The 21,435-nt window shown below is 71.5% G+C and carries 19 protein-coding genes, 1 other RNA gene and 1 pseudogene; 9 read left to right on the plus strand and 12 right to left on the minus strand.

Features of this window, described 5'->3' with window-relative positions; translation table 11 throughout:
* Positions 1-147: 147 nt before the first annotated feature.
* Positions 148-1,176, plus strand: a complete 1,029-nt coding sequence (locus F4562_RS26650) for a hypothetical protein (protein WP_311734140.1) — start codon at positions 148-150, stop codon at positions 1,174-1,176.
* Here the strand turns inward: F4562_RS26650 and F4562_RS26655 are convergent.
* Positions 1,134-2,165 carry a CopD family protein gene (locus tag F4562_RS26655; RefSeq protein WP_184544626.1) on the minus strand — a complete coding sequence of 344 codons (1,032 nt, stop codon included), beginning with the start codon at positions 2,163-2,165 and terminating at the stop codon, positions 1,134-1,136. The two genes, F4562_RS26650 and F4562_RS26655, sit on opposite strands and share 43 nt — an antisense overlap.
* Positions 2,162-2,737: a copper resistance CopC family protein gene (locus F4562_RS26660; RefSeq protein ID WP_184544628.1), complete on the minus strand. Its 576-nt coding sequence runs from the start codon at positions 2,735-2,737 to the stop codon at positions 2,162-2,164. Before F4562_RS26660 ends, F4562_RS26655 begins: the two co-directional genes overlap by 4 nt.
* A 310-nt stretch (positions 2,738-3,047) precedes the next feature.
* Here F4562_RS26660 and F4562_RS26665 point away from each other — a divergent pair, with 310 nt between their 5' ends.
* Positions 3,048-3,491 carry a hypothetical protein gene (locus tag F4562_RS26665; protein WP_184544630.1) on the plus strand — a complete coding sequence of 148 codons (444 nt, stop codon included), beginning with the start codon at positions 3,048-3,050 and terminating at the stop codon, positions 3,489-3,491.
* 755 nt (positions 3,492-4,246) lie between these two features.
* Positions 4,247-5,092: pseudogene (locus F4562_RS26670) on the plus strand (DMT family transporter); the annotation flags it as partial.
* Between the two features lie 31 nt (positions 5,093-5,123).
* Here F4562_RS26670 and F4562_RS35275 read toward each other — a convergent pair.
* The 3 genes from F4562_RS35275 to F4562_RS26680 form a co-directional block, all read right to left on the minus strand.
* Entirely contained in the window at positions 5,124-5,726 is a 603-nt protein-coding gene (locus F4562_RS35275) for a TetR/AcrR family transcriptional regulator (RefSeq protein ID WP_311734141.1), read from the minus strand.
* A gap of 28 nt (positions 5,727-5,754) precedes the next feature.
* Positions 5,755-7,098, minus strand: coding sequence for a sensor histidine kinase (locus tag F4562_RS26675; protein ID WP_312872173.1), 1,344 nt, complete (start codon positions 7,096-7,098; stop codon positions 5,755-5,757).
* 293 nt (positions 7,099-7,391) lie between these two features.
* On the minus strand, positions 7,392-8,441 hold the full coding sequence (locus F4562_RS26680) for a dipeptidase (protein WP_312872174.1): 1,050 nt from the start codon (positions 8,439-8,441) through the stop codon (positions 7,392-7,394).
* A 127-nt stretch (positions 8,442-8,568) separates the two neighbouring features.
* Between F4562_RS26680 and F4562_RS26685 the strand changes: the two genes are divergently transcribed.
* The 4 genes from F4562_RS26685 to rnpB all read left to right on the plus strand — a co-directional run bounded on the left by F4562_RS26685 (position 8,569) and on the right by rnpB (position 12,194).
* Positions 8,569-9,402 carry a Nif3-like dinuclear metal center hexameric protein gene (locus tag F4562_RS26685; RefSeq protein ID WP_184541766.1) on the plus strand — a complete coding sequence of 278 codons (834 nt, stop codon included), beginning with the start codon at positions 8,569-8,571 and terminating at the stop codon, positions 9,400-9,402.
* Positions 9,399-10,139, plus strand: a complete 741-nt coding sequence (locus F4562_RS26690) for a zinc ribbon domain-containing protein (protein ID WP_184541764.1) — start codon at positions 9,399-9,401, stop codon at positions 10,137-10,139. Before F4562_RS26685 ends, F4562_RS26690 begins: the two co-directional genes overlap by 4 nt.
* Positions 10,136-11,644, plus strand: a complete 1,509-nt coding sequence (locus F4562_RS36465) for a histidine phosphatase family protein (RefSeq protein ID WP_184541763.1) — start codon at positions 10,136-10,138, stop codon at positions 11,642-11,644. Before F4562_RS26690 ends, F4562_RS36465 begins: the two co-directional genes overlap by 4 nt.
* Positions 11,645-11,802: 158 nt before the next feature.
* Positions 11,803-12,194: RNase P RNA component class A (gene rnpB / locus F4562_RS26700), an RNA gene on the plus strand.
* Positions 12,195-12,498: 304 nt separating this feature from the next.
* On the opposite strand, the gene F4562_RS26705 is transcribed toward rnpB, so the two are convergent.
* From F4562_RS26705 to F4562_RS26720, 5 genes are all read right to left on the minus strand, one after another.
* Positions 12,499-12,738, minus strand: coding sequence for a hypothetical protein (locus F4562_RS26705; RefSeq protein ID WP_184541761.1), 240 nt, complete (start codon positions 12,736-12,738; stop codon positions 12,499-12,501).
* Positions 12,739-12,902: 164 nt separating this feature from the next.
* On the minus strand, positions 12,903-13,226 hold the full coding sequence (locus F4562_RS35290) for a hypothetical protein (RefSeq protein WP_246473571.1): 324 nt from the start codon (positions 13,224-13,226) through the stop codon (positions 12,903-12,905).
* 13 nt (positions 13,227-13,239) lie between these two features.
* A complete protein-coding gene (locus F4562_RS35295; protein WP_246473572.1) occupies positions 13,240-13,806 on the minus strand; it encodes a hypothetical protein in 567 nt (188 codons plus the stop codon).
* Between the two features lie 196 nt (positions 13,807-14,002).
* Complete coding sequence (locus tag F4562_RS36470) at positions 14,003-15,109, minus strand: zinc-binding dehydrogenase (protein WP_184541758.1); 1,107 nt, start codon at positions 15,107-15,109, stop codon at positions 14,003-14,005.
* A 225-nt stretch (positions 15,110-15,334) separates the two neighbouring features.
* Positions 15,335-16,300 carry a Gfo/Idh/MocA family protein gene (locus F4562_RS26720; RefSeq protein ID WP_221206963.1) on the minus strand — a complete coding sequence of 322 codons (966 nt, stop codon included), beginning with the start codon at positions 16,298-16,300 and terminating at the stop codon, positions 15,335-15,337.
* A 147-nt stretch (positions 16,301-16,447) separates the two neighbouring features.
* Between F4562_RS26720 and F4562_RS26725 the strand changes: the two genes are divergently transcribed.
* On the plus strand, positions 16,448-17,434 hold the full coding sequence (locus F4562_RS26725; protein ID WP_184541846.1) for a glucosyl-3-phosphoglycerate synthase: 987 nt from the start codon (positions 16,448-16,450) through the stop codon (positions 17,432-17,434).
* Entirely contained in the window at positions 17,434-18,744 is a 1,311-nt protein-coding gene (locus F4562_RS35305; RefSeq protein ID WP_311734009.1) for a glycosyltransferase, read from the plus strand. Before F4562_RS26725 ends, F4562_RS35305 begins: the two co-directional genes overlap by 1 nt.
* A gap of 130 nt (positions 18,745-18,874) precedes the next feature.
* On the opposite strand, the gene fxlM is transcribed toward F4562_RS35305, so the two are convergent.
* Complete coding sequence (gene fxlM / locus F4562_RS26740; RefSeq protein ID WP_184541756.1) at positions 18,875-20,053, minus strand: methyltransferase, FxLD system; 1,179 nt, start codon at positions 20,051-20,053, stop codon at positions 18,875-18,877.
* Positions 20,054-20,394: 341 nt separating this feature from the next.
* Positions 20,395-21,393: an NAD-dependent epimerase/dehydratase family protein gene (locus F4562_RS26745; protein ID WP_184541754.1), complete on the minus strand. Its 999-nt coding sequence runs from the start codon at positions 21,391-21,393 to the stop codon at positions 20,395-20,397.
* Between the last annotated feature and the right edge of the window lie 42 nt (positions 21,394-21,435).

Below are 21,435 nucleotides of genomic sequence, written 5' to 3' on the forward strand. Positions count from 1 at the left end.
GCATCATTGCGACGCGTGAATCCAGTAGTGCGCCTCCGAAGAAGAGCCACCTCAGCGATCGAGTGGGCTCTGCCGTATTGGACGCGAGGCAAAGCCGGCCGGGAAACCCCCGAGGATCTTTTCCGGGTCCTCTATCTCGGATGGCTGGTGGCCTTCTCCTTCAAGGTGCTCGGAGCGTCCTGGGACGTCTCCTGGCACTTCAAGTGGCTCCGCGACGACCTCGCCCCGCCGCACCTGCTCAACAGCGTCGGTACGGTCATCGTCCTGACGCTCACGATCGTCCATGTCTACACCGGTTACGGCGTCGACAGGACATCGCAGCGTCTCATCACCTGGGGCACGGGTGTCTTCCTGGTGGCCGTTCCACTGGACCTGATCAACCACCGGATCAACGGGCTCGACATCACCTCGTGGAGCCCGTCCCACATGATGCTGTACATCGGCACGCTCTTCATGATCTTCGGGGTGGTCCGCGGGTGGTTCATGGGTGCGCCTCCCGGGCGGATGCGCACCCTGGTCCTGGGCGGGTTGTTCGTCTTCCTCTTCGAGAACGTCTGGTTCCCGGCCCAGCATCAGGAGTACGGCGTCTACAGCATCGCCGCCTGGGACCGCGGCGAGCCGGAGGCCGAGCCGATCCTGATCAAGTTCGCGGCCGACCAGATCGGCCTGCCGGTGACCGACAGGGCAGTGGCGCTGCACTTCGCGCTGCCCGTCCCCGACCAGCTCTACCCGCTCTACGCCGCGATGGCCGCGATGATCGTCGCCGTCTGCGCACGCGCGATGATCGGCCGGATGTTCTCCGCCACCGCCGTGATCGGCGCCTACCTCGTCTTCCGTACCCTGATCTGGCCGCTGCTCGCGGTCGCCGACTTCCCGCGCTCCGCGGTGCCGGTCTTCCTGATCGCCGGGGCGCTCGCCGTCGACCTGGCGTTCCTGCTCAGGAACCCGGTGGCCAGGGCCGTGATCGGCTCGGTCGGCACCACCCTGGTGCTCGACCAGGCGCTGCGTTTCCAGAACGCGATGTTCATGTCGCCGCCGCTGGTGTCTCCCGCGACCATGGTGATCGGAGGGGCCGGGATCATGGCCCTGTGGCTGGCGGCCGAGTGGTCGCTCGGCCGCTACCGGCTCCGCTTTCAGGACAGCGAGGCCGTGGTCAGCGCCACCGCCACCCCGTAGGCCAGCCCCATCACGGTGACCTCCGCCGCCGCCCACGCCGCGACCGCCGTCGCCCGCCGCTCCGCGATGAGCGGCAGCAGGCGGAACCGGATGTGGGCGGCGAACGGGATCAGCAGCACCACGCACACCGTCTTGGCGACCACCAGCAGGCCGTACTCGCGCTCCAGGAGCGCCCCCGGCAGCTCCACGCCCGGGGTCAGTGCCATCGTCGCCAGGCCGTTCACCAGGCCCGAGACGCTCACCAGGACCAGTGCCAGGGTCGCCAGCCGGGAGAACTTCGGCAGCACCCGCGCCAGCAGCTCCCGGTCTCGGGCGACCAGAAGAATGATCACGATGAGGCCGCCGGTCCACGCCGCCGAGCCCATCACGTGCAGCTCCATCGAGATCATGATGGGGTCGTGCCAGACCGAGTCGACCGCGTGGCCGGTGACCGGGATCGGCAGCAGCCCGAAGAAGGCGATCACGATCCGCAGCTCGGCCGGGACCTTCTCGCCGAACCGCACCGCCAGCAGCCCGATCCCGGCGTAGACCAGCGCACAGGCGGCGGTGAAGAGCATCCCCTGACCCGCGCCGACCGTGTCGACGTACTCGGCGATCATGCCCGGCGTCGGGATCGTGCCGGGGTTCAGCTCGGCGGTCTGGAACACGATGACCACCAGCGCCAGCACCGCCCACGCCCAGGCGAACGTCACCGCCATCGGCCGTGCCCGGCGCAGCACCGGCTCGGTCAGCTCCGGGTCGTCGAACCCCAGCAGCTTCGGCAGCAGGCTCAGCCCCACCACCGCCACCGTCGCCAGATCCAGCAGCACCCGCAGCACCGGCAGGCCGTACTCCACCAGCGGCCCGGGGATGGCGATCCCCGGCACGGCCTCCTGGGCGCCGAAGGCCGTCGCGGCCAGCACGGACAGCACGGCTCCCGACACGAACCCGCCGACCACCAGCCTCCTGGCGGTGCCGGCTCCGGAGGCCCGCTCCACGGTGACGGTCATCCCGCGTTCCCCTGCTCTCTCGTGCGGCGCAGCGCGACGACGGTGGCACCGCCCAGGACGACGAGGGCGACCGCGATCCACAGCACGGCCATCCCGGCCCCGCCGTTCTGCGCGGCCTCGGCGGCCTGGGCGCCCAGGTCGGGCTGCTGCGGAGCGGGCACGGAGGCCGCCGGGACGGGGGCGGCGGACGCCTGCCCGGCGGCGGGGCCCGGAGCGGTCAGCGTGAAGGCGATCTTGCTGGAGACCGGGTGTCCGTCGGAGGAGAGGATCCGGTAGCCCACCACGTACTCCCCGGCGGGGCCGAGGGGCTTGACGCCGACGCTGACCTTCTCCTTGTCGACGGTGGTCTTCCCGTCCTCCCACCGGGCGCCGTCCGGGCCGGTCACGCTGATCTGCGCGAAGCCCTGCCGGACGGGCTGGTCGAAGGTCAGCGTGATCTGCCGCGGCCCGGCGGTCAGCTCGGCGCCGTCCTTGGGGTCGCTGCCGATCAGCACGTTGTGAGCCTGCGCCGGTGCGACCGCGCCGAGCAGCGCGGCGCACACCAGCAGCAGGACCGTTAGTAGCCGCCTCACCGGTCGTGGCCTTCCGTTGGGTTCCTCATGACCCTGACATGGTCCCACCACCGTCCGGCGCCCGGGAATCGTGCCTGCCATCTCTCGTCTGAAGCGAGCCTCATCACCCGTCAAGGGCTGTCAAGCACCTTTTCGCAGGTCAGATGGGGTGTCGGTGAGACCCCCACTTTCATCGGCCGGCACGGGGATGCGGACATATCAGTCAACTGGCACGAAAGCGGCTGTTATCGGGACGAAGGGGGCTTGCAAGGGGTCTCGCCTAGAAAGTTCACAAGCACCACGAAACAGACACGAGATGGAGTTACCTCTAATGATCACTTTCAAGAACGCCCTCGCCGCCGCCGCCATCGTCGCCTCCACGTTCGCCCCCGCGGCGATGCTGGCCCAGCCCGCCGGTGCCGCCGTCGGCACCACCGGCACCGCGGTCGTCTCGGCCGACGCCTCGTCGACGTTCCTCGCGCAGGACTGCAGGAAGCGCGGCAAGTGCCGCAATAATAACAACAACAATAACAACAACAACGGTGGCAGGAACAACAACAACAATAACAACAACAACAACGGCGGTGGGAACAACAACAACAATAACAACAACAACAACAACGGCGGTGGGAACAACAACAACAATAACAACAACAACGGCGGTGGGAACAACAACAACAATAACAACAACAACAACGGCGGTGGGAACAACAACAACAATAACAACAACAACAACGGCGGTGGGAACAACAACAACAATAACAACAACAACTAGGTCCGGCTCCCGGGTTCCCTCGTCACCCTCGTGGTCGATGAACCGGTGAGCGGTTGGGGCGGGACTGACAGGCGACAGCGGCAGGCACCCCCTACCGAATGAAGGAAAAGCGGAAACCCCGCACCGTGGTCTGGTCACCCGGTGCGGGGTTTCCGCCGTTCGGGGCCGCACCGTGTCGAAACACGGTGCGGCCCTCGTCGTGTACGCGCTCCGGGAGTTCCTTTTCTCCGGGCTCTCCTTCCTTCCGGCTCCATCCCGTGAGCTCCGCCCCGTTCTTCTCGGGGAATTCCAGGGTTCGGGCCCGTCTTCCCCCGCAGCCCTTTCCCCGGCCTGCCCTTTTCCGGGATCGCCTTCTCCGGGAATCGGATTCTCCGGATCCCCCTTCCTCGGGTACGCCTCCTCCCGGAGTCCGGTTCTTCGTCATCCCCGGCCTTCCCCCGGACGGCGACGATCCCGGACGGCGACCCGCGGCCGTCACCGTCCACCGTCCACCGTCGGCCGTCACCCTCCACCCACCGCCCTCCGCCGTCGTTCGTTGCCGTCCACCGAGTCCTGCGGCGGGCCGGGCCAGGCATGACCGGATATGTTCGGCTGCCGGTGGAGCCTGACCGGCGGTCGAGGTCCTCGGCCGTCAGCCTGCGGAGGTGTGAGGTCCCGGGTGTCGGGATGAGGTCCTTCACCCGGCGTGGTATCCGGGCCATCCCCCGCCCACTCGGTGACTCCGCCGTCGCCGACGGTGATGCCATCCTGCGGTGATGACACCGGTAGTGCCCCGGCCCCTCCTGGGGGCCGTGCTCCTGCTGTTCGTCGGCGCCGCGTGGGGATCGGCGTTTCCGCTGATGAAGGACCTCATCACCCGCATGCCGGTGGCCGACGTCCTCGCCGAGAGGTACGGTGTCGCGGCGCTCGTCCTGGTGACGCTCCGTCCCGGCTGTCTGCGCGGCCTGGCCCGCGGCACCTGGCCGGCCGGCCTGGCGCTCGGCCTGTTGTTCGGCGTCGGGCAGACCGCGCAGGCGATGGCCCTGCACGACCTGCCCGCGCCGGTGTCGGGATTCGCGGTCGGTTCGTACGTGGTGATCACGCCGGTCCTCGGGCTGGTCCTGTTCGGTGTCGCGATCTCCGGCAGGGTCTGGGCCGCGGTGCTGCTGGCCCTGGCCGCGATGGCCGTCTTCGTCCTGCTACGGGAGGCGGAGGACGACGTCGTCTCCCTGTCCGCGCTGGCGGTCACCCTGCTGTCGGCGGTGCTGTACGCGATCCACACGCTGGTGTTCGGCACCTCCGCCGCGGCGCGACGCAACGCCTACGCCGTCACGGTGATCCAGCTCGGCACCATCGCGGTCATGACCGGTCTGCTCGCCGTACCGGACGGCCTCGCGCTGCCCGGCACCCCCTCGGACTGGGCTGCCCTCGGGCACCTGGCCGTCGTGGCCTGCGCCTTGGGCTTCCTGGCCCGCTCCTACGGCCAGGTCCACGTCCCGCCGGTACCCGCCGCGGTCATCCTGTCGGCTCAGCCGCTCTGGGCGACCGGGCTGGCCGTCGCCGTCCACGGTGAACCGCTCACCGCGAGCGTCCTGCTGGGCGGGGGACTGGTGGCACTGGCCATGCTCCTGGCCGTACCGCCCGGAGGACCGTTCAGAGCAGGTCGGCGGGGAAGACGCCGAGTTCCCTCGCGGTGGCGGCGCCGACCAGTTCGGCCATGCGAGCGCGGCTCAGCACCCGCCGATGCACGGTCACCTGGGTGGACAGCCCGTCCAGGAGAGAAATGATCCGCCAGGTGGTGCCCTCGGGGTCGTCACAGACGAACAGCCCCGACCGGACACCGTCCTCGATGACCGCGCGTAGCGCCTGCCTCCACCGCAGGCCGATCCCGCGTGAGGTCTCCTCCAACTCGGGGTTGCGCATCGACTCCGCCCGAGCGTCGATCCACAGAGCCCACGACTTGGACTTGCCGGTGGGGGCGTAGAGCCGGATCAGGGCCCGTAACCGGTCGAGCGGGGAGCCGCCGGACTCCTCGATCTTGGCGAGCGCCTCCAGGTCGAGCTGGGCGGCGTAGGAGAACGCCTGGGCGAACAGTTTCTCCTTGGTCTCGAAATGATAGAAGAGCAGCGCCTGACTGACCCCGGCGGCCTGGGCGATATCCGCGGTACGGGTATGCCCGAATCCCCTGGCCGCGATGACATCGCAGGCGGTCCGCAGCAGATCTTCACGACGTAATCGCCCAAATCCCCGTGTCACGAAAGAACATTAGCGGGTAAATATCACGTTAGTCGGCGCGGGGTATGCGCAATACGAAGCGCGCACCGCGGGTACTGTCCTCGACCTTCAGGGTGCCGCCGTGGGATTCGGCGACCTCCCTGGCGATCGGCAGTCCCAGCCCGGTGCCGCCGGCGTCCCGGTTGCGCGCGGCGTCCAGCCGGGTGAACCTCCGGAAGACCAGCTCCCGGTACTCCGGCGGGATGCCGGCGCCGTCGTCCAGCACCTCCAGCACCGCCGTGCCGTCCTCCCCGGCCACGCGCACCCCGACCCGCGAGATGGCGTGCCGCTCGGCGTTGTCCAGCAGGTTGGTCAGTAACCGCGCCAGCCGGAGCCGGTCGCCGGTCACCATCACTCCGGATTCGAGGTCCCGAACCACCTCGACGCGACGTCTGCGGCGGTCCAGCTCGTCACCGACCAGTGTGCCGAGGTCGATGCGTTCCCTGGCGGCGGGAATCCCGGAGTCGAGCCGGGCGAGCACCAGCAGGTCCGAGACGATCGCCTGGAGCCGGTCCAGGCTGGCGAGCATCTCGTGGGCCTTCGACTTCCAGTCGACGTCCTCGGGATAGTGCAGCGCCTCCTCCACCTGGGCACGCATCGCGGTCAGCGGGCTGCGCAGGTCGTGCGACGCGTCGGAGGCGAACCTGCGCTGCTGCTCCGCCGCGGCCTCCAGCCGGTCCAACGTCTGGTTGATGGTCTCGGCCAGTTGCCTGATCTCGTCCCGCGCGGGCGGAACCGGCACCCGGCGACCCAGGTCGGTCGCGGTGATCTCCTCCAGTTCCCTCCGGATCGCCCGCACCGGTTCCAGCGACCCGGTCACCGTCCGGTAGGCGCCGATCCCCGACATCGCCACCCCCAGCAGGGAGGAGCCGACGATGACGGCGAACAGGCCGGAATGCGCGTACCAGGGGACCGGGGTGGCGGTGGCGTAGATCATCCAGTCGCCGCCGGGGTCGGAGATCCGGAAGGCCACGATCTTCACGCACCTGCGGGGGAAGTGAGGGGCGTCGCAGATTCTGCGGTCCTGTCTGACGACGGTGCTCGGCGGAACGAAGTCCGCCACCCGTGGGGCACCGACCAGGTTCCGGGTCGACGAGACGATCCGCCCCTGAGGGTCCAGCACCTGGATGCCGCTGGTCCTGCCCTCGGGGAGCACCTGGGGCAGCCTGCCGCTCTTGATGAGGTGGACGACCTCAAGCGCCCCGCTCGCGGCCTCCTCCGTCCGGTAACCGCCCGCCAGGCCGTACAGGGAGATCGTGGCCACGACGGTGAGGGCCAAGCCGGACGCCACGGCCGTCACCATGGCGATCAGCGTCAGCCGGAGTCTCACCGACCACGCGTTCCGCCTGAACACTTCACTCTCCCGGCACGAACGATCATCCCAGGCGGATTAATTGCCCTTTCCTGGCCATCCATGGCCAAGCAGTGGCAAAGATCGCCCCACCATCCGCTGTGGAGTGCCGCTCCGGGCGACCGATCCGCCGGCCGGGCTCGGCAGCGGGTTCACCCGGGCCTGCCCGGACCGGTGCTGAAGAACCGGTTCACCCAGGCCCGCCCAGGCCTGCCCATGCACGCCCGGACCGGCGCAAACCGGTGCGGAACAGCCGGTTCAGGTGGGTTCGCCCGATCTGACGTGGAACAGCCGGCTCACGCGGGCCTGCCCAACTCGGCGCGGAACAACCGGTGCACGTTGCCGCCCAGGATCTTCACGATCTCGTCGTCGGCGAACCCGTGCCCGACCAGCGCCTCGGTCACCAGCGGCAACCCGGCCGGCCCGGCCAGCCCGGGCAGCGTCGCGTACACGTCCACCTCCCCGTACCCCAGATCCTCACAACACGGCGGCGTCACATCGTGCAGCACCTCCCGCACGAAATCCGGCCCCAGCCCCACATGATCGATCCCGGCCACCCCCGCCACATGCGCGATGTGCTCCACCAGCCGATCCACTCCCCGCGCCGCCGGATCCGCCGCCAGAAACCCCGGAAAGAAATTGACGCACACCACCCCACCGGTGGCGGCCACCCCCCGCAGCTGCGCATCGGTCAGATTCCGATGATGATCCCGCAACGCCCGCGCCGCCGAATGCGTGGCCAGCACCGGCCGGGTCGCCAGCTCCAGCACGTGCGCCACCCCGGCCGCCCCCAGATGCGAGACGTCGAACAGCATGCCCAGCCGCTCCATCACCGCCAGCGCCGCCACCCCGGCCGCGGTCAGCCGCCCCCCGGTGGCGTCCTCCCCGCTGCCGTCGGCCAGCGCGCTCCGCCCCCAGTGCGCGATCGAGGCCACCCGCACCCCCAGCCGGTACACGGTGGGCAGCAACTCCACCGACGCGTCCAGCCCCGGCATGCTCTCCAGTGCCAGCACCAGCGCGATCCGCCCGGCGGCCAGCGCCGCGTCCACCTGGGCCCCGTCCAGGCACAACCGCACCGCGTCGGCGTTGCCCTCGGCCAGCACATGCGCGCACTCGATCATCCGCAGCGTCTGGCGCAGCGCACCCTCCGGCCGGTAGCGGTCCTCGACGAAGACCGGCAGCACCTGGATGTCCACCCCGCCCTCGCGCAGCTGGGGCAGCCACCGCTCCCGGAAGAACGACGCCCACCGCTCCGGCGGCCGGGCACACACCGCCATCAACAAGTCATTGTGGGCATCGGCGACCACGGCGCGGTGGTGGAGGTCGAGGTGAAGGTCGGCGGACACGGTGAAACCTTTCTGTGCGGGCTGCTCTCGTCCGGCACGACGGTAGCGGCTGCCGTACCCGCCCATCCCGGGAGGCTCACGCCAAGTGATCTACGTCCCCCGGCGGACAGGCCGGTAGTCTGCGCACGTGCCTACCCTCGCCGACATCGTCCGAGAGCTCGAATCCCGTTACGACCCCCGGTGGGCGGAGTCGTGGGACGCGGTCGGGCTCGTCTGCGGAGACCCCTCCGCGGAGATACGCAAGATCCTGTTCGCGGTCGACCCGGTGGCCGCCGTGGTGGACGAAGCCCTCGACTGGGGCGCCGACCTCATCGTCACCCACCACCCGCTCTACCTGCGCGGCACCACGAGTGTCGCGGCCACCACCTTCAAGGGCCGGGTGGTCCACATGCTCATCAAGAACGACGTGGCGCTCTTCACCGCCCACACCAACGCCGACGTCGCCGACCCCGGCGTCTCCGACGCGCTCGCCCGTGCCGTCGGGCTGACCGGGCCGCTCGTTCCCCTTCAGCCGGCCGCCGACGCCCCCCGGCGCGGCCTGGGCCGGATCGGTTCGCTGCCGGCCCCGGTTCCCCTGGCCGAGTTCGCCCGGCGGGCCGCGAGCGGACTGCCCGCCACCGCCGGCGGCCTGCGGGTCGCCGGCGACCCCGACCGGCCGGTGCACCGGGTCGCGGTCAGCGGAGGATCCGGAGACTCCCTGCTCGGTGCGGCCCGCGCCGCCGGGGTGGACGTCTTCCTCACCGCCGACCTGCGCCACCACCCGGCGAGCGAGTTCATGGAGGGCGGCGGCCCGGCGCTGGTCGACGCCGCTCACTGGGCCACCGAATGGCCCTGGCTGGCCGACGCGGCGCGCCTCCTGGCGTCCGCCTTGGCCGCCGGGGGGATTACTGTTGAGACGCGCGTATCCGAGACGGTCACGGACGCCTGGAACACAACAGCAAAGTGCGAGGATTTCACGTGAAAGCAGCCCCGGCAGCCCAGAAGCGTCTGCTTGACCTGGCCGAACTCGACTCCGCCCTCGACCGGCTGGCCCACCGCCGCCGCACCCTGCCGGAGCTGGCCCGGATCGACGACCTCTCCACCCGCCTGGCCCGCGTCGCCACCCAGGTGATCGCCGCCGAGACCGAGGCCGGCGACCTCGCCCGCGAGCAGACCAAGGCCGAAGGCGACGTCGACTCGGTCCGCGTCCGCGCCGAACGCGACCAGAAGCGCCTCGACTCGGGCCAGGTGTCCTCGCCGAAGGACCTGGCCAGCCTCCAGTCCGAGATCGCCTCCCTCGGCCGCCGCCAGAGCGACCTGGAGGAGGTCGTGCTGGAGATCATGGAGCGCCGCGAGGCGGCCGACGCCCAGGTGGCCAGGCTCACCGCCGAGCGCGACGAGCTCGCCGCCGAGCGCGGCACGGTCGAGGACGCCAGGGACACCGCCTTCGCCGAGATCGACAAGGAGCGGGCGGAGGTCCAGGCCAAGCGGGGCACGGTCGCCGGCGACATCCCGGCCGACCTGCTCGCTCTCTACGAGAAGCTCCGGGAGCAGTTCGGCGTCGGCGCCGCCATGCTGCACGGGGGTCGCTGCCTCGGCTGCCGCACGAGCCTGTCCATCGCGGAGATCAACCGGATCAAGGCCACCGCGCACGACGAGGTCGTCCGCTGCGAGGAGTGCCGCCGGATCCTGGTCCGCACCCCAGAGTCGGGCCTGTGACCTCCTACGTCATCGAGGCCGACGGCGGGTCCAGGGGCAACCCCGGGCCCGCCGGGTACGGCGCCGTCGTCAGGGACGCCGCCGACGGTCAGATCCTCGTCGAGACCGCCGAGGCGATCGGCACCCAGACCAACAACGTCGCCGAGTACCGAGGGCTGATCGCCGGTCTCGACGCGCTCCTCGCCCTCGCGGGCGACGGCGCGACGGTCGAGGTCCGGATGGACTCCAAACTGGTCGTCGAGCAGATGGCCGGCCGTTGGAAGATCAAGAACGAGGGCCTGCGTCCGCTCGCCCTCCAGGCCGCCGCCCTCGCCCGGCGGCTGCGTGTCACCTGGAAGTGGATCCCCCGGGAGCTGAACAAGGACGCCGACCGCCTGGCCAACGAGGCCATGGACGCGGCGGCCAAGGGCCTGCCCTGGCGCCTGGCGGGCTCCGCGGATGTGGCCGGTTCTGCGGGAGCGGGCTCCGCGGGCGGTTCACCGGCCGCGGGCGGTTCTGCGGGAGCGGGCTCCGTGGGCGGTTCGGCGGGTACGCCGGGCGTGTCCGGGGCAGCGGGCTCCGCAGGCACGTCCGGTGCGGTCAGCTCCCCGAGTGCGGCCGCCCGCACGGGCGGCGGGATGCCCGCCGAGGACCTTCTCCTCTTCGACGACGCCGACCTCGGGACCGCGGACGGCCCCGGCTCCACGGGCGACACCGGTCCCGGCACGGCCCGTACCGCCGGCACGAGTGCGGCTCGTACCGCCGATACGGGTACGGCTCGCACCACCGGCACGGGCACGGCCCGTACCGCCGGCGCCGTCCGGGAGCCCGCGCCGGCGCTCTCTCCCGAGTCACCGGAACGGGAGTCGCCGGCGGCAGGCCTCGGCAGCGGCTGGCGCCCGCCCACCACCGTCGCGACCTCGCTGTACCTCCTCCGGCACGGTGAGACCCCGCTCTCCGTCGGGCGGAGGTTCTCCGGGCTCGGCGACCCCGAGCTGACCCCCAACGGTGTCGCCCAGGCCGAGGCCGCCGCCGCCCGGCTGGCCCGCGACCCGTACGGCATCCAGGTGATCGTCAGCTCGCCGCTCAGGCGTGCCCGCGCCACCGCGGAGGCCGTCGCGGCCCGTACCGGCCTTGAGGTGGTCGTCGAGGAAGGGCTCAGGGAGACCGACTTCGGCCTCTGGGAGGGCCACACGTTCACCGAGATCCAGCGTCGCTGGCCGGACGAGCTCGCCGCGTGGCTGGCGGACCCGTCCGCCGCGCCGCCAGGTGGGGAGAGTTTCGGAGAGGCGGCGCGGCGGGTCCAGGCGACCAGGGACGCGTTGCTGGAGCGTTACGAGGGCAGGAGGGTGCTGGCCGTCTCCCACGTCACGCCGATCAAGATGCTGCTGCGGCTGGCGTTGCTCGCCCCCCTCGACGCGCTGTACCGCATGCACCTCGACCTGTCAGCTCTGTCCCTGATCGAGTACTACGCCGACGGTCCGGCGCTGGTGAAGGCGTTCAACGACACCTCGCACCTGCGCTGAACCGGCGGCACGACATCGGTCGCGGGGCCACACCCGGTGCTCGCATCGATCCCCCCGCGGCCCGTGTCCCCCGTTCCCTTCGATCCCCATTCGAGCAGAGATCACTTGTCTCCGGGTTGGATCCCACTTGGGAACCGATAGGCTGGTGGGACGGCGGACGAGCCGGCCGGGCGGCCGCGTCGGGTCTCTTCGAGACCCGCCGAGGAAGGTCCGGGCTCCACAGGGCAGGGTGGTCGGTAACGCCGACCCGGGGTGACCCGCGGGACAGTGCCACAGAGAACAGACCGCCTCCCGCAAGGGAGGTAAGGGTGAAACGGTGGTGTAAGAGACCACCAGCGCCCACGGTGACGTGGGCGGCTCGGTAAACCCCACCCGGAGCAAGGTCAAGAAGGGACGCTCTCCGGAGCGTCCCGCGCGCGGCGTTCGAGGGCTGCCCGCCCGAGCCGCGCGGGTAGACCGCTCGAGGCCGACGGCAACGCCGGCCCTAGATGGATGGTCGCCCCTTCGCGTCAGCGAAGGACAGAACCCGGCCTACAGGCCGACTCGTCCGCCTTCACCGCCCCTGACCTGTGGCGGAGTGCGTGCCCGGGAAGATCGAAGCGCTGAGGGCTCAAGCCCCGTCTTAGGGGCACCGGCCGAGATCATCCTCGAAGCCGCCGAGGACGAGGATCGGATCCCACCGGAATCGGCCGTCGAAGCAGGACGTGCTGCTGGGTCCCGCCGGCCCTGGTCCAGGCGCCATGTGCGGACGAAGCCCGTGAGGTCGGCCGACAGGAGGGTGCGCTCGTCGGGCGAGACGAAGAAGGCGGACACGTCCTCGCCGTGGCCGGCGAAGTGGCCGAGGAGTTCGCCGTTCATACGGGCGACGACGACGCGCAGCGCGCGCCGGTCCATCCGATGACGCGGTCAGTCCCGATCTTCCGGTGCCAGCGGACGGCGTGGATCGGGTCGGGGAACCGGTGGATCCTCGGCTGGGTGGCCGGGTTCTCCAGGTCGATCACCGCGTAGCCGCCGGAGATCTGGTGCAGCACGCGGCGGCCGTCGTGCGGGTCCCGGCCGATGTGGTGTTTCCCGCCGTCCGGCTTACTTCTCACCGCTCGATCCGAGCGTGAAAGCGCCACCGGTGCGTCGATCGCACCGGTGGCACACACGGCCCTTCGGTCTCGTGAACTCCATGACATCTCTGCCGGAGACATGCTCGATACCGGGGACTCTGCTCGAAGGCCCGCCGGCGCCCTGCTCGCACGGCGGACAGCCGTCAGCGGCCCGGTTCGCCCGCTTCGTCGAACAGATCGTGCAAGGTCTGGGCGGTCGCCGCGCGAGTCGCCCAGGACTCCAGGCGGGCGAGGTCGGTGCAGGCGGCGATCTGGGTGCGTACGTCGTCCGGCACCTCGAGGCCACGGGCGGCCAGCACCAGCAGAACCAGCCTGGCCGCCTCTTCCGCCTTGCCTTCTACCTTGCCTTCCGCCTTGCCCTCTTCCAGGCCGCGGCCGTAGTGCTCACGAGCGAAGGGGCTGTAGACGGGCCAGGCGGTGGACGTCATGATTTCCTCCAGGAGGCGCCGCACCTCGGGCGCGGACATGCTGTAAGCGTATTCATAATACTTCGGAGCGTGTTCGTCGGGCAGTTCGGCGAGTGCCGTGGCGAACGCCTGGACGACCTTCCGGTCGCGGCCGTGGACCATGACCGCCATGGCCGACAGCTCGGGCCGGGTGGCGGCCTCCTGGGGGGTCGGTGATGGCGGGGATGTCGCCCGGCCCGAGCACCTGGGCCTGGAGGCGGTAGCCGGTCAAGCCTGAGTCGATCGGTCGCGCGTAGTGTTCGGCGGCTCTGGCGTCGGGGCAGACGACCAGGACCGTGACATCGCACTTCAGCAGCAGCCACAGTGCGGCGGCATAGCGAGCGAGTTGCCGGGGGTTCTTGGACTTGTCCTGTTGGATCTCGACGACGACGGCGTGCGCCGGGCTGGGCGGCGGCCCCAGGACGATGACCAGGTCGGCCTCGATGTCGTCGGAGGGTCGGGTGTTGAACGTGGAGCTCTCCAGCCGGACCAGTGGTGTGGCCGGCAGCTCCTGCCCCAGGAGATCCCGCAGGATCTCCACCGCCAACTGGGGGCGGTCGCGGAAGAGCTGGATGAGCGAATCGTGTTGGGGAGATGGCACGCCACTCATTGTCACACATAAAACACGTGGAGTTACTGAATATTGTGGCAGCCGTAACGGATGAAGCCGCTCTGTCGTAGGCCATGGCGCGAAGCCTTCGATGTCGGCCCCGGCCTGCCCGGAGGTGATCGGCTCACCCGGAGATGACCGGCCCGGGCCCGCCTGGAGGTGACGGGCCCACCCGCAGGCGACCGGCTCACCCGGAGGTCGTGTCGAACACGGCCTGGACGGTGTGGTGCCGCCCGGAGGCCAGGGCCCGGACGAAGTCCGGGGCGTCGTCGAAGGGCACCACGTCGGTGACGAACTGCCGGCGGATGCCGTCGCCGTACGCGCGCAGCAGGTCGAGCGTCTCGGCGGAGAGCCGGTCGCGGCTCCACAGGTGGTCCAGGCCGCGCGGTACGCGGCCGATCTGCGAGCACCTGATGGAGAGCGCGTTGTGGTGGAACTCCTCGCCGAGCCGAACCCGGTCCGCGCCTCCCTGGTAGAAGGCCAGGTCGACGACGGTGCCCCTCGGCCGGAGCAGTCGCAGCGCGACGTGCAGGCTCTCCGGCCGGCCGCGGCACTGGAAGACCACGTCCGCTCCCCGGTCGCCGGGCGAGTGCCGCCAGCGGGCCTTCACCGCCACCGCCGGATCCGCGCCGTCCATCGGGACCGCGGTGAATCCGAGCCGTTCGGCGCGGTCCAGTCGGTCACGGGTCCGATCCACCACGGCGACCTCTGCGGCGCCGTGGTGGCGGGCGAACAGGGCGGTCAGCAGCCCGACGACGCCCGCCCCGGTGACCGCGACGCGCCGGCCGCGCACCCCGTCGCCGAGAGCGCGGACATCCGGGCCGCAGACGTCGGCGGCGGCGTGCAGCAGGCCGTTGGCGCAGATGGGGCCCATGTGGGCGGCGTAGACGCCGAGCAGCGGGTCCAGATCATCAGGTAACGGGACGAACCGGTCGGCGACGGGGTTCGCGGTGTGCCCGGTCCGGTGCCCGTACGCCATCGCCACCACCCGGCCGGGGCTGAGCGCGGGGGTCCGGCTCTCGACGACCCGGGCGACCTCCATGTACCCCAGCCGCCGCACCGGGTACGCGACGGCGGGCCGGTCGGCGCGGAACAGCCCCAGCACCGGGTCCCAGCCCGCGGACAGGTAGGGGTTGGTCCCCTTGACGTACGACAGCTCGGTGCCGGCCGAGAACCCGCTGTAGAGCGTCTCGACGCGGAACCCGCCGTCCTCGACCGGCGGCTCGGGCTCCTCGGCGATCACGACCTCGCCTACGCCGGCCACCTGGAGCACCCGCACGGTCCGCTCACCCACCGCTCATCACCGCCATCCGCCCCCTACCGTCCGCCTTCCGCCGCCCGCTACGAGCCGCCCGCTACGAGCCGCTCGCTACGAGCCGTCCGCCTTCCGCCGCCCGCTATGAGCCGTCTGTCGGCTTCACCCTGGCCCCGTCCACGGGTGGGGCCGTCCGCCTTCCGCCGCCCGCTACGAGCCGTCTGTCGGCTTCGCCCCGGCCTCGTCCACGGGTGGGGCCGTCCGTCACCCGCCGTCCAGCGTCACCGGGGTGCCCGAGACGGCCGCCCTGGCCACCGCGCACGCCAGCCGGTGTGTGCGCAGCGCGTCCTCGTAGGGTGCCCGCACGTCCTCGCCGCGGCGCAGCACGGCGTCGACGAACGCCCGGTCGACGCGGCGTTTGGCGTCTCCCGGCTCGGTGACGACCTCGTGCCCCCGGCCGCTGTCGATCACCAGCCGGTCCTCCGATATCCGCAGCGCGATGCCCTCGGCGTAGACCTCCAGCCCGGCCCGGTGCTTCCAGCCCAGCAGGCAGGTGGCGCCGATGATCCCGGCGGCGCCGTCGCGGAAGCGCAGGAGCGCGCCGGTGGCCGCCCCGACCGCCCCCTCGGCCTGGTCCGGCGGGTATCCCGACTCGTGCGCGCTCACCTCGGCGACCTCTCCGACGAGTAGCCGGGCCAGGTCGAGCACGTGCACCGCCTGTTCGATCACCTGTCCGCCGGAGGCGTCGCGGCGGGTCCACCACGGCACCGGCGGCACCTTGTCCAGCCACACGCCCAGCGCCAGCCGTACCGGCCGGCCGTCGAGGCGGCGGCGGGCCTCCCCGACGACGTCCATGTAGCGCCAGTGGTGCCCGACCGCGGTCACCGCCCGCCGGTCCCGGGCCGCGGCGGCCACCCGCAGGGCGGTCTCCTCGTCCAGCGCGAGCGGTTTCTCCACGAAGAGCGACAGGCCGGCGGCGAGGACGTCGAGCTCGATCGAGCCGTGCGCGAAGGGCGGTACGCAGACGTAGACGGCGTCGAGCCGTTCGCCCCGTAACAGGGCGGTGTGACTGTCGTAGGGGGTCGCCCCGCACTCGCGGGCCAGCCGGGCGGCGCGGGCGGCGTCGGTGTCGGCCACCCCGGTGATGCGGACGTCCGGGAAACCGGACAGCACACGCGCGTGACGCGCGGCGACGTTCCCCGCGCCTACGAAACCGATGTGACAGGTCACAGGGCAGAAATGCCACCGAGCTCCGGACCGAAACCCATATGTACCAGATTGAGAGGTTCTGACCAGGGAAAACACCCCTAACAGAGGTGTCCGGAAGATGGGAGCCGCAACCGATGACGGCACATGCGTTCCCGCCCGTGGTGGGCGATGTCCGCTGAGGTCGGTCACTGGCTGGAGAGGCGCACCGGCCGGGCGGAGGACTGGGCGCCCGAGGCCCTGCTGGCCGCCAAGGGGGACCACACGATCAGCGTCGTGCTGCCGGCGCGCGACGAGGAGGCGACCGTCGGGCAGATCGTCGGGCTCATCCGCCGGGACCTGCGAGAACGCCTGCCCCTGGTCGACGAGCTCGTGGTGGTCGACTCCTGCTCGGCCGACGCGACCGCCCGGGTGGCCGCCGACGCCGGGGCACGGGTCATCCACCAGAACCTCGTACTGCCCCGGTACGGCGCTCTGCCGGGCAAGGGCGACGCGCTGTGGAAGGCGCTGGCCGTCACGACCGGCGACATCGTCGTCTTCGTGGACGCCGACCTGCGCAACTTCGGCACGCACTTCGTCACCGGGCTGGTGGGGCCGCTGCTGTCCGACCCCTCGGTGGTCTACGTCAAGGGCAGCTACGACCGGCCGTTCGCCGACGGCGCGGTCACCCAGCCGCACGGGGGTGGGAGGGTGACCGAACTGGTCGCCCGCCCGCTGATCAACCTGCACTGGCCCGCGCTGGCCGGGTTCATCCAGCCGCTGGCCGGGGAGTACGCGGGCCGGCGCGCGGTGCTGGAGAGAATCCCGTTCGTCACCGGATACGGCGTCGAGCTGGGCATGCTCGTCGACCTGCTGGACATAGCGGGGCTGCCCGCCCTCGCGCAGGTCGACCTCGGTGTGCGGGTGCACTCCCACCAGACGGTCGAGGAACTCGGCCGGATGGCCGGCCACATCATGCTCACCGCCTGGTCCCGGCTGGAGCGGGAGGGCCGGCTCGTGGCGGCCGACCGGCCGGGGAGCAGGATGGTGCAGTTCTGCCACGCCGGGGAGGAGCGGACACTGCGGGTGAGCGACGTGGGCGTCCGGGAACGACCACCCTTGATCACCGTTCCCGAGTACGTCGCGGCCCGTCCGTTCGCCTCGTACGGGGAGCAGTAGTGGACATCACCGTGCTGATGAACGCGGGCCCCTGGCTGCCGGTACCGCCGCACGGGTACGGCGGCATCGAGGCGGTCGTGGCCACGCTCGTGCCCGAGCTGAGGGCGTGCGGGGTCCGCGTCGTCCTGGCCACGGTGGGCACGAGCACCCTGCGGGCCGACGGCCGGGTGCACGTGTTCGACGAGGAGCAGTTCGCGCATCTGCAGCGCCCGTACAACCAGGTCATGGGGGTGGCGCACGCGCACCTGCACCGGGTGGTCACCGAGCTGCACCGCCGGGAGGACATCGACCTGGTGCACGACCACGTGGAGGCGGTCGGCCTCGGAGTGCTGGGGGCCATGGGGCCGTCCGGCCCGCCGGTGCTGCACACCCTCCACTGGGACCTGCGCAAACATCCCGAGTTGTACGGCGGTTTCGACGGCGGCGGCAGGGTCTGGGTCAACGGCGTGTCCCGGTCGCAGCTCGCGCGGGCGCCGCACAACCTGCGCAGGCACAGCCTCGGGTGGGCGTACCTGGCGACCCCGCTGGCCGGTCCCCCCGCCGTCCCGCGCACCGGCTCTCCGGACGGCCTCCCCGGCGGTTCCCGGGCGGACGATCTCCTCGGTGGTTCTCCGGTGGGCGATCCCACCGGCGATCTCCCCCTCGGTTCCCCCGGTGGTTCCCCGGCGGGCACGGACGGCGCGGTACGGACCGGCGCCGCGCGGGACCACGACGGCCCGGTGGTGATGCTGGGACGGATCAGCCCACTCAAGGGCCAGCACCTGGGAGCGCGACTCTGCCGGGAGCTGGGGCTGCCGCTCGTGCTGGCCGGTCCGGTCGGTGGGTTGCGCGGGCCGGGGGAGCTCGCCGAAGCGCTCGCCGATCCGGACCATCCCGCACACACCGGCCCTGACGTGGCGTACCACCGCGAGCTGCTGGCACCGTACGTCGACGGCGAGTTCGTCCGCTGGGTCGGTGCGGTGGACGGTGCGGAACGCGACCGGTTGCTCCGTGGGGCACGGGCCGCCCTGTTCCCGGTGCAGTGGGACGAGCCCGGCGGCACCGCCGTCGTCGAGGCACTGGCCTGCGGGACGCCCGTGGTCGGCCTGCGACGTGGCTGCCTGCCGGAGCTGGTCGAGCACGGGCGCACGGGCCTGCTCGCCGACACTGAGGAGGAACTGCGCGGTTGCCTTAAACGTGTTGAGGAGATCGACCCGGACGAGTGCCGCCGGAGCGCCGCGCGGAGGTTCTCCCCGGCGGTGATGGCCGAGAGGTACCTGGAGTTCTACCGTCGGGCACTGGACCTCACCGCGCGGGCCCGGCGCAAGTGACGGAGCACGGGCCCGGCGCGAGTGACAAAGCGCGACCCGACACGGGTGGCGGGTCCAGGACGCCGGGTCCATGACGCCGGGCCCATGACGCCGGGCCCATGACGCCGGGCCCGCGGTGCAGGGCGGAAGGTCAGGTGCCGTCCCGCCATGACAGGACGAGTGTGGTGTGCCGCTTGCGGATGACGAGCAGCCCGTCATCGGGGACGGCCCCGAGATGGGCGTCGATGCGGAGCCCCGCGGTCATGGGACGGTCCGCCATGTCCCATGCCTGGACGTGGTCGACCATCTCACCCGCGAGCCGTACCCTGTCCGGCCCGTGACCCCGGGCGATCAGAGTGCCGTCCGGGGACGGCTCCAGCAGGCACAGGCTGTCGCCTTCGGCGATGCCGACGGCCATCCGGAAGCCCGTCCGGTCGAGCGGGGGAGAGGCCAGCCACCCGGGCCGCGTCTCCCACACCGTGCACCAGCGGGGTTCGCGCACCGCCAGCCACAGGCCGAGCCCGTCGCTGAGCTGCGCGTGGCTGACACCCACCTCGGTGGACAGCTCGACCGCGGGCCCGTCGAGCGCCCGCAGCAGGTCGCCGACCTCGCCCGCCTCCGGCAGGGAGATCGTCAGGTCGGAGTCGCGGTCGAGCATCCGGGTCACCTCCGGACCGGCGAAGGGGCCGCGCATCCGCATGAACCCGCAGGGCAGCACCGAGCGGCTCGTCCAGTGCCCGCCGGACCGCTCCATCGCCACCGAGCGCTGCACCCCGCGCAGGTCCAGCGGCGCGACGATCCGGCCGCCGGGGGCGAGCTGCTCCAGCCAGGCCGGGGCCAGGTCCCACACGCCGACGGTGGCGATGATCCGGTCGTAGGGTGCCGCGGCGGGGAACCCCGCCGCGCCGTCGCCGCACACCACGGTCACCTCGGGATGTCCCGCGGCCACCAGGTGCTCCCGAGCCCGTTCCACCAGGTCGGGGTCGATGTCGATGCTCACGACCCGGCCGCGCGGTCCCACCAGGTGGGCCAGCAGCCCGGCGTTGTAGCCCGTGCCCGCCCCGATCTCCAGCACCCGGTGCCCGGGTGCCACATCGAGCTGGTCCAGCATCAGGGCCATGATCGCCGGCTGCGAGGAGGAACTGATCGGCAGGCCGTCCGCATCGCGTTTGGTGACGATCGCGTCGTCCCGGTAGACGCTTTCCGCGGGTAGTCCCGGCAGGAACACATGGCGTGGGACCGCCCGCAGTGCGCCGGTCACGGCCTCGCTGACCCCGCGGGTGCGAACCCTCGCCACCAGCTCTTCCCGTAAAGCGTGCCACTCGGCCATCCCGACCTCCGTACCGGATGTCTACCTGCTGCCCAGAGCTGTATGCCCTCGTCACTGTGGAGCGCCCATGGAGTAGATCGGTGCGGGAGACGGTTTCGGTACGCCGCCGGCCGACGGAAGGACGCACCGGGCAGGGGAGGGCGGCGACGGCTGGGGGAGGACGGCGACGGCCGGGGAAGGACGCCGCCGGGCGACGGAGGCCGTGCCCAGGCGGCGGAGGGCGGCGACGGCCGCCCTCCGCCCCGGCCCCGGGAGCGTGGACCGTGTCCGGCGTTCGGGGGACGAGCCGGACAGGGACGAATCTAGGGGCGGTGCGGCGGAATGTATGTGGAGAAATACCTTCAGCGGCGGCCGAGCTCGTCCAGAATCGCGGCCTCCTTCTCCGGGGCGATGCCGTGCCCGCGGAACACACGCTCCCCGGCGGGGACGTCACGCAGCCACGCCCAGGTGTCGCGGACGGTCTCGGCGACCGGCCGGCACGTCAGCCCGGCCGCGTGCGCCTTCGCCGACGACGGCAGCCACACCGCGGCGAAGTCGGGGACGTCCGGGGCCCACAGCGGGAACTCGGTCCACGGCTCCACCTTCCGCTCCAGCAGGAAGGCGTCGTCGGCCCAGACGAACTCGGCGTCCGAGCCCGACGCCGCACGGCACTCGTCCAGCCAGCCACCGTAGGTGATGTTGCCCCGCACTCCGCTCGCCAGGAAGCGGTCGTTCACCCCGGCCTCGGTCCGGGTGAGGATGAACGCGGCGAGGTCGCGCACGTCGATGACCTGCATCGCCCGGTCCGGGTCTCCCGGGGCGAGCACCCGCCCGCCCCGGGAGATCCGGTCGAGCCACCAGGGCAGCCGGCCGACGTCCTCGTGCGGGCCGAGGATCAGGCCCGGCGCGACGATGAGGGCGTTGCCGTCGAAGCCCTCCTCCACCGCCCGTTCGCAGCCCGCCTTGAGCGTGCCGTAGTCGCCGTCCTCCCGGCCCGCGTCCGGCGCGCATTCGTACCGGGGCGAGCTCTCGTCGCACTCCCGCGTGGGGAAGTCGGAGATCGCCGAGATGCTGGAGACGAACGCGTAGGTGCCGGCCCGGCCGTTGAGCCTGCGCACCGACTCGCCGACGATCCGCGGGACCCGCCCGTGGACGTCGACGACCGCGTCCCACTCCCGGCCCTCCACCAGCCGGTCGAGGTCTGCGGGCACCTCTCGGTCACCCCTGACGGCCTCGACGCCCGGCAGGTCCACCCCGCTGACGCCCCGGTTGAACGTGGTCACCCGGTGCCCGCGCCGCAGCGCCTCCTCGGTGATGGCCCGGCCCAGGAAGACCGAGCCGCCTATGATCAGGATTCTCATAGCGCCTCATTCTTCGGCGCGGTAGGAGAAACGACCATGGGC

Source organism: Streptosporangium becharense, assembly GCF_014204985.1.
Lineage (GTDB): Bacteria > Actinomycetota > Actinomycetes > Streptosporangiales > Streptosporangiaceae > Streptosporangium > Streptosporangium becharense.

What these genes read in the sequence shown, in the direction of transcription:
- F4562_RS26655 (WP_184544626.1), bottom strand. Translation starts at nt 2,165, where the DNA reads ATGACCGTCACCGTGGAGCGGGCCTCCGGAGCCGGCACCGCCAGGAGG.
- F4562_RS26665 (WP_184544630.1), top strand. Translation starts at nt 3,048, where the DNA reads ATGATCACTTTCAAGAACGCCCTCGCCGCCGCCGCCATCGTCGCCTCC.
- F4562_RS35290 (WP_246473571.1), bottom strand. Translation starts at nt 13,226, where the DNA reads ATGTCCGCGCCCGAGGTGCGGCGCCTCCTGGAGGAAATCATGACGTCC.
- F4562_RS26725 (WP_184541846.1), top strand. Translation starts at nt 16,448, where the DNA reads ATGTCCGCTGAGGTCGGTCACTGGCTGGAGAGGCGCACCGGCCGGGCG.
- fxlM (WP_184541756.1), bottom strand. Translation starts at nt 20,053, where the DNA reads ATGGCCGAGTGGCACGCTTTACGGGAAGAGCTGGTGGCGAGGGTTCGC.
- F4562_RS26745 (WP_184541754.1), bottom strand. Translation starts at nt 21,393, where the DNA reads ATGAGAATCCTGATCATAGGCGGCTCGGTCTTCCTGGGCCGGGCCATC.